Raw genomic sequence first — 13,510 nt, forward strand, 5'->3', positions numbered from 1 at the left:
GATGCGGCGCACGCTGATCAAATCCGCGGTCGTCATCAGCATGGATGACGCGATCGGCGATCTGCCTGACAGCGATGTGCTGATCGAGGGGAGCCGCATCGTTGACGTGCGCCCATCGATAGATCTTGGCAGCGGCGCGACTGAGGCCGAGATCATCGACGGCACCGGGCGCATCGTCATCCCCGGCCTGATCAACGCCCATATGCACACCTGGCAGACGGGCTTACGCGGCTATGCTGCCAACTGGACGCTGCTGGAATATTTCCGCCGCATGCATGCTGGGCTCGCAACGGTCTTCCGGCCCGAGGACATCCATATCGCCACCTTGGTGGGCGCGCTGAACCAGATCAACCACGGCACCACCACGCTGGTCGACTGGTGCCACAACAATCCGACGCCCGATCATACCGACGCCGCCGTCCGCGGCCTGATCGAGAGCGGTATCCGCGCGGCCTTCTTCCACGGCTCGCCCAAGCCCGAGCCGAAACCGGGCGAACCGCACTTCTCGGAGATCCCGCATCCACGCCGTGAGGTCGAGCGACTGCTGGCGGGGCCCCTCGCCGACCGCGACGGCCTCGTCACGCTTGGGCTCGCGATCCTTGGCCCGCACTATTCGACGCTCGACGTCGCCATGCACGATTTCCGCATGGCGCGCGAGCTCAAGCTGATCGCCTCGATGCATCAGGGCGGTGGTCCCGCCAAGACGCCTGGCGGCTGGGAGAAGCTGATCGGGGCCGGCCTCGTCGGCTCCGGCGTCAACATCGTCCACGGCAATGACCTGCCTGATGATCTCCTCGAACGGATGGTCGATCTCGGCGTCTCCTTCTCGGTGACGCCGGAGAACGAAATGATCCAGGGCCACGGCTTTCCGATCACCGGACGGCTGCTCAAGCGGGGCGTGCGGCCGACCATCGGCATCGATCTGGAATCCGTGCTCGCCGGCGACCTCCTCTCCGCCGCGCGCGTTGCGCTCTCGATGCAGCGGGCACTCGACAACGCCGAGTCGCGCAAGGCCAGCGGCGCCATTCCGGCGACGACCACGATCCCCGTCCGCGAGGCGCTGCGCTGGATCACAGCGGAAGGCGCCCGCATGCTCGGTCGCGAGGGCCAGATCGGCTCGCTGACGCCGGGCAAGCTCGCCGACCTCGTCATCATCGATTGCTCCGATCTCAACCTCGTCCCGGTGCACGATCCCGTTTCCACCGTGGTGATGCAGACGAGCCTTGCCAATATCGAGGCCGTCATGATCGGCGGCGTCTGGAAGAAGCGGAATGGTTGGCTGCTGGCCGACGGTCTGGAGGCAAAAAAGCAACTGCTCGTGCAATCCGGCCGGCGGCTGGTGCAGGACATCGAACGACAGGGACACGCCGCCTGAGGGCGTCAAGGACAACAACAATGACAGCTTTTTCGAAGAACATCGCTTTCATCGGGATCGGCAAGATGGGCCTGCCGATGTCGGTGCTCGTCGCCAAGGCCGGTTATGCTGTGACCGCGTTCGACCGGAGCGCCGCACGGCTCGACGAGGCGCGCGCGCAGGGCATTTCGATTGCCGCTTCACCGGCCCAGGCCGTCGACGGCAAGGCCACGATCGTCACGTCCTTGCCCGATGACGCGGCCTTGCGCGGCGCATTGCTCGGCCCCACCGGCCTCATCGCCGCGATGGCTGCTGGATCTGTCCTGATCGAGACCAGCACCGTGAGCATCGAGGCTTCCGCAGAGGTCGACGCCGCCGCCCAGGCGCGCGGTGTCCTCTACCTGCGTGCGCCGGTCTCGGGCAATGCCAGCATCGTCCACACCGGCGCCCTGAGCTGCTTCGTCTCGGGCCCGAAGGACGCCTACGAAAACGCAAAGCCGCTGTTCGCCGCCTTCACCCGCGCCCAGACCTATCTCGGACCTGGCGAGGAAGCGCGATATGCGAAGCTTGCGGTCAATCTGATGATCGCGGTATCGGCCGCCATGATGGCGGAGAGCCTGGCGCTGGCGCGCAAGGGCGGCATCGGCTGGCAGGATATTCTGAAAGTTCTCGACGATAGCGCGGTCGCCTCACCGATGGTGAAATACAAGACCGCGCCGCTGCGCAACCGCGATTTCGAATCGACCTTCTCCTGCAGGCAGATGGCCAAGGATCTCGATCTGATCCTCGGCGCCGGCCACACCGTCGGCGTGCCGCTTCAGCTCGCAGCCCAAGTGCGGGAGACCTATGGCTCGCTGGTCGCGCAGGGCGACGGCGACGCCGATTTCATCGCGACTGTTAAGCACATCGAGCGGCTGTCCGGCCTCGGCGAGCCCAAACTCTGATTCACGGAGGCATCTATGCGTAACTTCAACGAGAACACCATCACCGACGCCGTGCTGGAGCGGATCGCGGGCGCAACCGATCAGCGGATCAAGCAGGTCAGCGAAGCGCTGGTGCGCCACCTTCATGCCTTCGTCCGCGAGGTGCGACCGACCCAGAAGGAATGGGAATACGGCATCGACTTCCTGACCCGCACCGGCCACATGTGCGACGACAAGCGCCAGGAGTTTATCCTGCTGTCGGACGCGCTCGGCGTCTCCATGCTGGTCGACGCGATCAACCATCCGGTGCCGGAAGGCGCGACCGAGACCACAGTGCTCGGTCCGTTCTTCGTGCAGGCGTCGCCCGAGAAAGACAACGGCGCTGACATCTCCGGTCCCAAGGAAGGCGATCCGATGCTCGTCACCGGATCGGTGTCGACCGTCGACGGACGGCCGCTCGCCGGCGCCGTCGTGGATGTCTGGCATTCCGACGATGATGGCTATTACGACGTGCAGCAACTCGACAAGATCGGCGATCTTGCGATGCGCGCGCGTTTCCACACCGACCAGAACGGCCGCTTCAATTTCTGGTCGATCAAGCCGGCTGCCTATCCGATCCCGCATGACGGCACGGTCGGCGACATGCTGGCGGTCCAGGGCCGCCATCCATGGCGCCCGGCGCACGTGCATTTCATGATTTCAGCGCCTGGCTTCGAGCAACTCGTGACCCATGTGTTCGTGGCCGGCGACCAGTATCTCGACAGCGATGTGGTGTTCGGCGTCAAGGACAGCTTGATTCGAGAATTTGTGCGGTGCCCGCCAGGCCGTGCGCCCGATGGTCGCATGGTGGACAGCGAATATTATCATCTCAACTATGATTTCGGCCTGAAGCAGGTCGCGAGCAACGCAAGAGCCGCATAAGCTGAACGACAAACGAGAGTCCGACGACAAGGCAGACAGGGAGCAAGGATGGGACCGCGGGTCAGCACGAGCATATTGGCCGATCGCCTCACAGGCATGATCGGCCCGCGCGCGAGCGTCGCGCGTAGCGTGCTCGATCAGCATGGGCAGAGCGAGTCGCATTATCGCAACCTGCCGCCCGACATCGTCGTCTTCCCTGAAACCACGCAGGAGGTCGCGGAGATCGTCAGGCTGTGCGCGGGCGCGAATATGCCCATCGTGCCGTTCGGCGCCGGGACCTCGCTCGAAGGCAATGCGGCCGCGGTCGCGGGCGGCGTCTGCTTCGACTTCGCACGTATGAACAAGGTGCTGACGGTGCACGACAGCGATATGGATGTCGTCGTGCAGCCCGGGATCACGCGAAAGCAGCTCAATGCGGAGCTGCGAGGCACCGGACTTTTCTTTCCGATCGATCCCGGCGCCGACGCCTCGATCGGCGGCATGACGTCCACGCGCGCCTCCGGCACCATGGCGGTGCGCTACGGCACCATGAAGGACAACGTCATGGCGCTGGAGGTGGTGCTGGCCGACGGCCGCGTGATCCGGACCGCCAGGCGCGCGCGCAAGTCAGCCGCCGGTTACGATCTGACCCGCATGTTCGTCGGCGCCGAGGGCACGCTCGGTGTCATCACCGAGATCACGCTGAAGGTGCATCCCGTCCCGCAGGCCATCTCGGCCGCGGTTTGCAGCTTCGACAGCCTGCACAACGCCGTGGACACCGCGATCTCCGTGATCCAATCCGCGATCCCCGTGGCGCGAATCGAGTTGCTCGACGACGTCATGATGCGCGGCATCAACGCCTATGCGAAGCTCGGCTATCGCGAAGCCCCGACCCTGTTCTTCGAATTCCATGGCTCCGAGAGCTCCGTCGCCGAGCAGGCCGAGGCCGCAGAGGCAATCGCCGCCGACCATGGCGGTCACGGCTTTGCCTGGGCCAAGGCACCGGAGGATCGCAGCCGGCTCTGGCACGCCCGCGACAACACGCTCTATGCGGGCCTGGGCCTCCGCCCCGGCGCGCGCGCCGTGATCACCGATGTCTGCGTGCCGATCTCGCGGCTGGCGGAATGCCTCACGGAGACCCGGCGCGACGCGGACGAGCACGGTTTTACGGCGCCTATCGTCGGCCATGTCGGCGACGGCAATTTCCACATGCTGATCCTGATCGATCCCGCCAGGCCGGAGGAAGTCGAAGGCGCCAAGGCGCTTCAGGCCCGGATGGTCGCCCGCGCCATTGCCATGGACGGCACCTGCACCGGCGAGCACGGCATCGGGCTCGGCAAGATCGACTATCTCACCGACGAGCTCGGCGAGGCCGTCGATGTGATGCGGTCGATCAAGACTGCGCTCGACCCTGACGGACTGATGAATCCCGGGAAGATCTTTGCAAGCGGAGCGCGCGCATGAGCACCGCCGCATTGGCCGTCGAGCCCGCCGTCTCCACGCCGCTGCTGGAGCTGCGCGGCATCAGCAAGGAGTTTCCCGGTGTAAAGGCGCTGGACGATGTGTCCTTTGCCGTCTTCCCCGGCGAAGTCCACATGTTGCTGGGCGAGAACGGCGCCGGCAAGTCGAGCCTGATGAAGGTGCTGTGCGGCGCCTATCGCGCCGATGCAGGCGAATTCTACTACAAGGGCGAGCCGGTCGCGATCAACTCGGCCGCGGACGCGCAGAAGCTCGGCATTGCCGTGATCTTCCAGGAATTCTCGCTCGTGCCCCATCTCGATATCGCCCAGAACATTTTCCTCGGCCGCGAGCCGAAGGGCCGCATCCCTGGCACGATCGACCGCAGCAAGATTCTCGCCGACGCCAGGCGTGTGCTTGGCATGATCGGGTTCGAGATCGATCCCTCCACCGTCGTCGACAAGCTGGGGGTGGCGCAGCAGCAGATGGTCGAGATCGCCAAAGCGATCAGCCAGAACGCCCGCATCCTCGTGATGGACGAACCGACCGCGGCGCTGTCCGATCGCGAGACTGAGCTGCTGTTCGCGCTGATCGCGCGGCTGAAGGCCGACGGCGTTTCCATCGTCTACATCTCGCACCGCATGGCGGAGGTGTTCGCGCTCGGCGACCGCATCACCGTGCTGCGCGACGGTCGTCGCATCGACGGCGTTCGCCCGGCCGACGTCACGCCGGACCAGCTCGTCCGCATGATGGTCGGTCGCAACGTCGACATGACCTATCCGCGCAATTTTGCCGACAAGCCCGGCGAAGTCCTGCTCGAGGTCAAGGGCCTGAGCGCCTCCACCGGAATCTCGGACATCAACATCGAGGTGCGCCGCGGCGAGATCGTCGGCCTGTGTGGCCTGGTCGGCTCGGGTCGTAGCGAGGTCGCGCGTGCGATCTTCGGCGCGGATCCCGTGACCTCAGGCGAGATTGTCTTCGACGGCAAGACCATCTCCGGCGAGCCTGATCTTGCCGCCCGCCGCGGCATCGCGCTGATCCCGGAGAGCCGCAAGAGCGAGGGTCTCGCGCTGTTGCGGTCGGTGGGGGACAATCTGGTGGTGTCGGCGTTGCGAAAGCTGTTCCCGAGCGGTCTGTTCGACCAGCGCCGGGCACAGCGCACTGCCGACGGCCTGATCCGGCAGTTGCGCATTGCGACGCCGGGCGCACGCCAGACCGTCGGCCTGCTTTCGGGCGGCAATCAGCAGAAGGTCGTGATCGGCAAGTGGCTCGCCGCCGGCTCAAAACTCTTTATCTTCGATGAACCGACCCGGGGCATCGACATCGGCGCCAAGGCAGAAATCTTTGCCCTCATTGATCGCCTTGTCGCGGAGGGCGCGGCGGCGCTGATGATCTCGTCCGAACAGGTCGAGATCTGCCATGTCTGCGACCGCGCCTATGTGATGCGCGAGGGGCGCATCGCCGGGCACCTCGCGCGCAACGAGCTGACAGAGGAGAACATCGTGCGACTGGGGATGCATCATGCGTGAGGCCACGGTCGTTTCACAACCGAATCCGCTGCAACGCATTCCCGGCGTTGCCATCGTGCTGGTGCTGCTGATCGCGCTGTTCAGCACGATCGCGCCCGGCTTCCTGTCGGTCGCCAACCTCTCCAACGTGCTGGTGCAGTCGACGATCCTGACCATGCTCGCGCTGCCGATGACCTTGATCATCATGACCGAGGGGCTCGACCTGTCGATGGGCGCGGTGCTGACGCTGACCTCGCTCTGCGTCGCGATTATCTCGCTCGCCACCCACTCGATGTTGCTCGGCCTCGGTGCCGGGCTCCTCGTCGGCACGGCCTTCGGCTTCGCCAACGGCTGGCTGGTTGCCATCGTGGGCATCCCGCCCTTTGTCGCCACGCTCGGCACGCTCGGCATGGCGCAGGGCCTTTCGCTGATCGTCAGCGACGGCCAGAGCGTGGTCGGCATCCCCCACAGCGTGCGCGACATCTATTCGGCGACGCTTCTTGGTGTCCCAGTGCCGATCGTGATGGCGCTGGTGACCTATGCAGCGTTTCACGGCCTGCTCTATCACACCCGATTCGGCACCTACATCTTCGCGCTCGGCGGCAACCGGGAGGCGCTGCGCTATGCCGGCCTGTCACCCAACCGGCTGCTGATCGCGGTCTATGCGATCGGTGGCGCCATGGCCGGCATCGCGGGCCTGCTGATGACGGCGCGCATGAATTCCGGGCATCCAACCGCGGGCCTCGGTCTCGAATTCGATGCGATCGCGGCCGTTGCCGTCGGCGGCACGTCGTTCGAGCGCGGCAATGGCTGGTTGCTCGGCACGGTGCTCGGCGTGCTATCCGTGGGCGTGCTGCGCAACGGACTGAACCTGATCTCGCTGCCGTCCTCGGTGCAAGTCGCAAGCGTCGGTGTCCTCGTCATCGTCGCGCTGTTCCTCGATGGTCTCAGGAGCCGCGCATGACCGACATCAGCAAAGAGGCCGTCGCGCCGCCCCGCTCGTTCCTGTCGCAGGACGCGATCCAATTGTTCTATCGGCTGCTTGCGGCGCTGCTGATCTGTGCGGTGCTCGCCGTGCTCAGCGATTCCTTCCTGAGCCTCGGCAACATCCTCAATGTGCTCAGGCAGGCGAGCCTGACCTTCTTCATCGCCTCCGGCCTGACCCTGGTGGTGCTGACCGCGGGCCTCGATCTCTCCGTCGGCGCCAATGTCGCGCTGTCGGCCTGCATCGCCGGGACCGTGATCCACAAGACCGGCTCGCCGGCGCTCGGCATCCTCACCGGACTTGCCTGCGGCGGCATCGTTGGCCTCCTCAACGGCATCATGGTCACCGCGCTTCGCATCCCCTCCTTCATCGCCACCTACGGCATGCTCTGGGTGCTGAACGGCCTCACCTATTGGTACATGGCGGGCGAAACGCTTCACGGCTTCCCGGCCGGCTTCCGCCAGATCGGCAGCGGCTATCTGTTCGGCCTGCCGATCCCGGTCTACCTGCTGCTGGTGTTCCTCGGGATCGGAACGCTGTTTGCGCAACGAACGATCTGGGGCCAGGAAATCTATGCGATCGGCGCCAATCCGGTCGCGGCACGGCTCTCCGGCATTCCAGTCGCGCGCCGCCTGCTGCTGGTCTACGCCGTCTCCGGCACCATGGCCGGGCTCGCCTCGATCATCTTCCTGTCGCGGCTCAATTCGGCCGAGGCCGACATCGGCGAAAGCCTGACGCTGCCCGCGATCGCCGCCGTGCTGATCGGCGGCACCTCGCTGTTCGGCGGCGTCGGTACTGTCTTCGGCACCTTCATCGGCGCGCTGATCCTGACGCTGGTGCTGAACGGCATGAACCTCTTGTCGGTCAGCGCCAACTGGCAGCCGCTGGTCACCGGCATCATCGTCATTCTCGCGGTCTGGCTCGACGTGAAGACCCGGCGCCGCGCGCAATGAGTTCTTGAACGACCAACAAGCAAAACGAGGGATGGAGGCAACATGAAACAGAAACTGGGTTATTTGGCGCTGCCGCTGCTGATGGCGGCCGCGCTCACCACGCAAGCGCGAGCCGACGGCGAGACTATCGCCGTCTTTACCAAGAACCAGACCAATCCGTTCTTCCAGACGGTGCGGGTCGGCGCGGACAACATGGCGAAGACGCTGAACGCGAAGACGCTGCAGTATATCCCGACCAAGCCCGACAGCATTCCCGAGCAGCTCAGCCAGATCGAGGACGTCGTGGTGAAGAAGCCGAGCGCCATCGTCTTCACGCCGGTCGACTACAAGGCGATGGTACCGGGTGTCGAGAAGATCAACGACGCCAAGATCCCCGTCGTCAACATCACTGATCGCTCCGCCGGCGGCAAGTTCCTGTCCTTCGTCGGCGCCGACGATTACAGCCTCGGGCTCGAGACCGCGCGCTTCCTGCTCAAGACGCTGGGCGGCAAGGGCAACATCGTCATCATCGAGGGCGTCAAGGGCTCGCTGACCAATGTCGACCGGGTCCGCGGCTTCAACGACGCGCTGAAGGAAAATGCCGGTGCGAAACTGCTGGCCTCGCAGCCCGGCAACTATCAACGGCTCCAGGCGCTCCAGGTGATGGAGAATCTGATGCAGTCGAACGCTCAGATCGACGGGGTGCTCGCCTCTAACGACGCCATGGCCGTCGGCGCGATCGAGGCGCTCGACGGCGCCAACCGCAAGGCGCAGGTAATCGGCATCAATGGCACCAAGGAAGCGATCGACGCGATCAAGTCCGGCAAGCTGCTCGCGAGCGGTGACTACAACGGATTTTTCCAAGGCTGCCTTGGCACCATGATGGCGATCCGCTCCTTGCGTAACCAGCCCGTCATCGCAGAGATCGTGCTGAGGCCAACCGTCATCACCAAGGACAATTACCAGCCGTTCGACGTGCCGCTGGAGCAACGCAGCTGCCCGACTTTCGAGGAAGCCAGCAAGCTTGGCGGCAAGTAACCAAGCGCACCCATCACGACAAGCCCGGACGGCCGCAGCCGCGGCCGTCCCAAGAAAACGAGACATAAACGGAGACCATCATGCTGTTCGCCATTCACGCCCTCGACCGCGCCGGCGCACTGCCGACCCGGCTCGCCAATTACGACGCCCACAAGGCTTTCCTGAGCGACACCTCGCGCTTCGGCGTCAAGATCGTGATGTCGGGGCCGTTGGTCTCCGACGACGGCGAGAGGATGATCGGCAGCCTGTTCCTGATCGAAGCCCAAAGCCGCGCTGAAGTGGAAGCCTTCAACCGAGCCGATCCGTTTGCCGCGGCCGACATCTGGGACAAGGTCACGATCACGGGCTTCCTGCGCCGCCAAGGTTGAAGGCGGCTAACAAAAACGCGAAAACAACCCCATGCACAGTAGAATGAGGTTGTTTTTACACATGAATTTTCGTCGCAAACGCTTTTGACTCGTCGGGCAAAACAGGAGCAGAGTGGCATCCTCGCCCGAGTGTCGCCCCTGCACCTCAATCCAGAGCTTTGCCGCCCGCCCAACGGCTAGCCGCTCGCCACCGCCGCAGCTTCTTCGAGATGACAGGCCACCCACTGCTCGGGTCCAGCCGCGCGCAATGTCGGCTCCTCGGTCCGGCAGCGATCGAACACGAGCGGGCAACGGGTGTGGAAGCGGCATCCGCTCGGCGGGTTAATCGGGCTCGGCACGTCGCCCTTGAGGATGATCGGATTGCGCTGGGCACCCGGCTCCGGCAGTGGCACCGCCGAAAGCAACGCCTTGGTGTAGGGATGCTTTGGCGCGGCGAAGATCTCGTAGCGCGGCGCCACCTCGACGATCTTGCCGAGATACATCACGGCGACGCGATGGGTCATGTGCTCGACGATCGCGAGGTCGTGGCTGATGAACAGCAGCGCCAGGCCGAACTCGCGCTGGAGATCCTGCAGCAGATTGACGATCTGTGCCTTGACCGAGACGTCGAGCGCCGAGACTGCCTCGTCGCAGACGATCAGCTCGGGCTCGGCCGCGAGTGCGCGTGCGATGCCGATGCGCTGGCGCTGGCCGCCGGAGAATTCGTGCGGCCTGCGATTCAGCGCCTCGCGCGGCAGGCGCACGGTGTCCATCAGCGCCGTCACGCGGGTTTCGAGGTCGATCGCGGATTTGGCGAGGCCGAAATTGCGGATCGGCTCCGCCAGGATGTCGCGCACGCGCATGCGCGGATTGAGGCTCGAGAACGGGTCCTGGAACACCACCTGCACGCGGCGGCGCATCTGGCGCATCGTGCTCGGATGGGCGTCGTCGATGCGCTGGCCGTCGAGGATGACCTGCCCTGACGTGATGTCGAACAGTCGCAGGATCGCACGGCCGACCGTCGATTTACCGCAGCCGGACTCGCCGACCAGCGACAGCGTCTCGCCGCGCGCGATTTCGAACGACACGCCGTCCACCGCATAGACCCATTCGGACTTGCGGCTGAACATGCCCTTTTTGACCGGAAAGTGTTTCTTGAGGTCGTTGACCTGGAGCAGCGGGGGGCTCATGCCGCGACCGCTCCCTTGGCCGCATAGTGGCAGGCCGCGACGTGACGTGGCCCCTTCTCTTCGAGCCCCGGCGCGTACTGCCGGCAAAGATCGGTCGCGAGCGCGCAACGTCCGGCGAAGACGCAACCGACAATGGGCTTGCGCAGATCAGGTACCTGCCCCGGGATCTCTGCAAGCCGCCTCGCGGTGCCCGTCAGCGACGAGCCGAGCCGCGGCACTGCGCCGAGCAGGCCCTGCGTATAGGGATGACGCGGCGAACGGAACAGGTCCGCCACCGGCGCTTCCTCGACTTTGCGGCCCGCGTACATGACCATGACGCGTTCGGCGATCTCGGCGACCACGCCGAGATCGTGGGTGATCAGGATGATCGCCGCGCCAACCCGGTGCTTGAGATCCAGCATCAATTTCAGGATCTGCGCCTGGATCGTCACGTCGAGCGCGGTGGTCGGCTCGTCGGCAATCAGAAGCTTTGGATTGCAGGCGAGTGCAATGGCGATCATGACGCGCTGGCGCATGCCGCCGGAGAGCTGATGCGGATATTCGCGCACACGCCGCTTCGGCTCGGGAATGCCGACCAGAATCAACATCTCGATCGCGTGCGCCTCCGCGGCCTGCTTGTCCAGGCCCTGGTGGATCATCAGCGTTTCCCGGATCTGGCGGCCGACAGTCAGGACCGGGTTGAGGCTGGTCATCGGCTCCTGAAAAATCATCGAGATGTCGTTGCCGCGGATCGCGCGCATCTCGCGATCCGACATTCGCAGCAGGTCCTTGCCCGCGAAGCGGATGCTGCCGGCGATCCTGCCCGGCGGTTCCGGGATCAGCCGCATCAGCGACATCGATGTCACCGACTTGCCGCAGCCGGACTCGCCGACGATGGCGAGCGTCTCGCCCTCGTTGACATGGAACGACACGCCGTCCACCGCGCGGTTGATGCCGCTGGGCGTGCGGAAGTGTGTTTGCAAATTCTCGACTTCGAGCAGTGCCATCGCGATCAGCCCCTCACTATCAGAGGCTCTTGGCCATGCGCGGATCGAGCGCATCGCGAAGGCCATCGCCGAGCAGGTTGACGGCGAGCACGGTGACGGACAGGAAGGCCGCCGGAAAGAACACGATGTATGGCTTGACCTGCCAAAGCGCCCGCCCCTCGGCCATGATGTTGCCCCAGGACGGAATGGTCGGTGGCGTTCCCGCGCCGATGAAGGACAGGATCGCCTCCGTGATCATCGCACTGGCACAAATGTAAGTCGCCTGCACCAGCATCGGCGCCACCGTATTGGGCAGGATGTGGCGCAGGATGATCATCGGTGTGCGCGTGCCGCAGGCCACCGCCGCATCCACGTAAGGCTGCTCGCGCAGCGACAGCACGACACTACGGACAAGACGGGAAACCCGCGGAATCTCGGCGACGGTGATCGCCAGGATGACGTTGCCGACGCTGCCGCGTGTCAACGCCATCAGCGCGATCGCCAGCAGGATCGGCGGGATCGACATCAGGCCGTCCATGAAGCGCATCAAGATGCCGTCGGCCCAACGGATGAAACCGGAGACGATGCCGATGGCAAGACCGACCGCGGAGGCGAAGATCGCAACCGAGAGCCCGACGGTGAGCGAGACGCGCGCGCCGAACAGCACGCGTGAATAGATGTCGCGGCCGAGGACGTCGGTGCCAAACCAGTAAAGGGCCGACGGTGCGCGGGTGCGCTTGGCCGGCGCAAGTGCGGTCGGATCCACCGTTCCAAGATAAGGCGCAAAGATCGCGATCAGGACGAGGATCAGCAGCAACGTGCCGCCGATGGCAACGGTGGGATGGCCGCGCAGCAGCCCGATGAAGCCGCGCCGAATCGTGACCGGCCGGAGGATCTCAGGCAGTTGCGGCGCGAGGACGAAGCCCGCCGGCAGCGCTTGCGGATTGACGGCCGTGTCGGTCAATAGCGGATCCTCGGGTCAACGAGCGTATAGGTGACGTCGATCATCAGATTGACGAGGACGTAGACGAAGCTGAACAGCAGCACGATGCCCTGGATGACGGGATAATCGCGGCGCAGGATCGCGTCGATCGTGAGCCGGCCGAGGCCGGGAATCGCGAACACGCTTTCGGTGACGACCGCGCCACCGATCAGGAGCGCGATGCCGATCCCGATCACCGTGACGATCGGCACCGCCGCGTTCTTCAGCGCGTGGACGAACAGGATGCCACCCTGCCCGAGGCCCTTGGCGCGCGCGGTGCGGATATAATCCTGCTGCAGCACTTCGAGCATGGTGGCGCGCGTGATACGCGCGATCAGCGCGATGTAGACACAGCCGAGCGCGATCGCCGGCAGGATCAGGTTTTGAAGCCAGGGCCAGAAGCCCTGGGCGAGCGGCGTATAGCCTTGCACCGGAAGCCATTCGAGCTCCAGCGCGAAGACGTAAGCGAGGACATAGCCGACGACGAAGACCGGGAGCGAGAAGCCGAACACGGCAAAGGCCATGATCGCCCGGTCGATCAGGCTTCCCGCCTTCCACGCCGCCAGCACGCCGAGCGGCACCGCGACCACGATAGTGAGCAGGAGCGTGACCATCATCAGCGACAGCGTCGGCCCGAGACGCTGCCCGATCATGGTCGAGACCGGCAGATTGGTGAAGATCGAGGTGCCGAGATCGCCGTGCAGAATGCGCCAGACCCAGCTGCCGAACTGGATCAGGAAGGGTCGATCGAGGCCGAGGCTCTGACGGATGCGCTCCACATCCTCCGGACTTGCCTGATCGCCCGCGATCACCACGGCGGGATCCCCCGGCGCGATGTAGAGCAGGCTGAACACGAACAGCGCGACGATCGCCATCACTGGCAAGGTCGAGGCGATACGCCGGAGGATGTAGGAGAGCATCTGGCTTC

Annotated in this window: 13 protein-coding genes; 9 read left to right on the forward strand and 4 right to left on the reverse strand. The window is 64.9% G+C overall.

From position 1 onward, the window contains the following. Window position 1: 1 nt before the first annotated feature. From GWG67_RS02545 to GWG67_RS02585, 9 genes are all read left to right on the forward strand, one after another. Entirely contained in the window at window positions 2-1,375 is a 1,374-nt protein-coding gene (locus GWG67_RS02545; protein WP_275167568.1) for an amidohydrolase family protein, read from the forward strand. Window positions 1,376-1,395: 20 nt separating this feature from the next. Continuing rightward, entirely contained in the window at window positions 1,396-2,298 is a 903-nt protein-coding gene (locus tag GWG67_RS02550; protein ID WP_275167569.1) for an NAD(P)-dependent oxidoreductase, read from the forward strand. A gap of 15 nt (window positions 2,299-2,313) precedes the next feature. Then, window positions 2,314-3,198 (forward strand): intradiol ring-cleavage dioxygenase, encoded by an 885-nt coding sequence (locus GWG67_RS02555; protein WP_275167570.1) that lies wholly within the window; start codon window positions 2,314-2,316, stop codon window positions 3,196-3,198. A gap of 48 nt (window positions 3,199-3,246) precedes the next feature. After that, complete coding sequence (locus tag GWG67_RS02560; protein ID WP_275167571.1) at window positions 3,247-4,641, forward strand: FAD-linked oxidase C-terminal domain-containing protein; 1,395 nt, start codon at window positions 3,247-3,249, stop codon at window positions 4,639-4,641. Beyond that, window positions 4,638-6,164 carry a sugar ABC transporter ATP-binding protein gene (locus GWG67_RS02565; protein WP_275167572.1) on the forward strand — a complete coding sequence of 509 codons (1,527 nt, stop codon included), beginning with the start codon at window positions 4,638-4,640 and terminating at the stop codon, window positions 6,162-6,164. Before GWG67_RS02560 ends, GWG67_RS02565 begins: the two co-directional genes overlap by 4 nt. Next, window positions 6,157-7,107 carry an ABC transporter permease gene (locus tag GWG67_RS02570; RefSeq protein ID WP_275167573.1) on the forward strand — a complete coding sequence of 317 codons (951 nt, stop codon included), beginning with the start codon at window positions 6,157-6,159 and terminating at the stop codon, window positions 7,105-7,107. The genes GWG67_RS02565 and GWG67_RS02570 overlap by 8 nt, the downstream gene beginning before the upstream one ends. Further along, window positions 7,104-8,081 carry an ABC transporter permease gene (locus tag GWG67_RS02575; protein ID WP_275167574.1) on the forward strand — a complete coding sequence of 326 codons (978 nt, stop codon included), beginning with the start codon at window positions 7,104-7,106 and terminating at the stop codon, window positions 8,079-8,081. The genes GWG67_RS02570 and GWG67_RS02575 overlap by 4 nt, the downstream gene beginning before the upstream one ends. A 42-nt stretch (window positions 8,082-8,123) precedes the next feature. Next, complete coding sequence (locus GWG67_RS02580) at window positions 8,124-9,098, forward strand: sugar ABC transporter substrate-binding protein (protein ID WP_275167575.1); 975 nt, start codon at window positions 8,124-8,126, stop codon at window positions 9,096-9,098. Between the two features lie 80 nt (window positions 9,099-9,178). After that, window positions 9,179-9,466: a YciI family protein gene (locus tag GWG67_RS02585; protein WP_275167576.1), complete on the forward strand. Its 288-nt coding sequence runs from the start codon at window positions 9,179-9,181 to the stop codon at window positions 9,464-9,466. A gap of 176 nt (window positions 9,467-9,642) precedes the next feature. Here the strand turns inward: GWG67_RS02585 and GWG67_RS02590 are convergent, their stop codons facing one another. The 4 genes from GWG67_RS02590 to GWG67_RS02605 are packed head-to-tail and all read right to left on the reverse strand — an operon-like array spanning window position 9,643 to window position 13,502. Next, on the reverse strand, window positions 9,643-10,635 hold the full coding sequence (locus GWG67_RS02590; protein ID WP_275167577.1) for an ABC transporter ATP-binding protein: 993 nt from the start codon (window positions 10,633-10,635) through the stop codon (window positions 9,643-9,645). Then, entirely contained in the window at window positions 10,632-11,621 is a 990-nt protein-coding gene (locus tag GWG67_RS02595; RefSeq protein ID WP_275167578.1) for an ABC transporter ATP-binding protein, read from the reverse strand. The genes GWG67_RS02590 and GWG67_RS02595 overlap by 4 nt, the downstream gene beginning before the upstream one ends. A 19-nt stretch (window positions 11,622-11,640) precedes the next feature. Next, window positions 11,641-12,564, reverse strand: a complete 924-nt coding sequence (locus GWG67_RS02600; protein ID WP_275167579.1) for an ABC transporter permease — start codon at window positions 12,562-12,564, stop codon at window positions 11,641-11,643. After that, complete coding sequence (locus tag GWG67_RS02605; RefSeq protein WP_106942294.1) at window positions 12,561-13,502, reverse strand: ABC transporter permease; 942 nt, start codon at window positions 13,500-13,502, stop codon at window positions 12,561-12,563. Before GWG67_RS02605 ends, GWG67_RS02600 begins: the two co-directional genes overlap by 4 nt. Window positions 13,503-13,510 lie beyond the last annotated feature (8 nt).

The sequence above is a fragment of the Bradyrhizobium sp. CSS354 genome, assembly GCF_029051725.1.
In the GTDB taxonomy this organism is placed as follows: Bacteria; Pseudomonadota; Alphaproteobacteria; order Rhizobiales; family Xanthobacteraceae; genus Bradyrhizobium.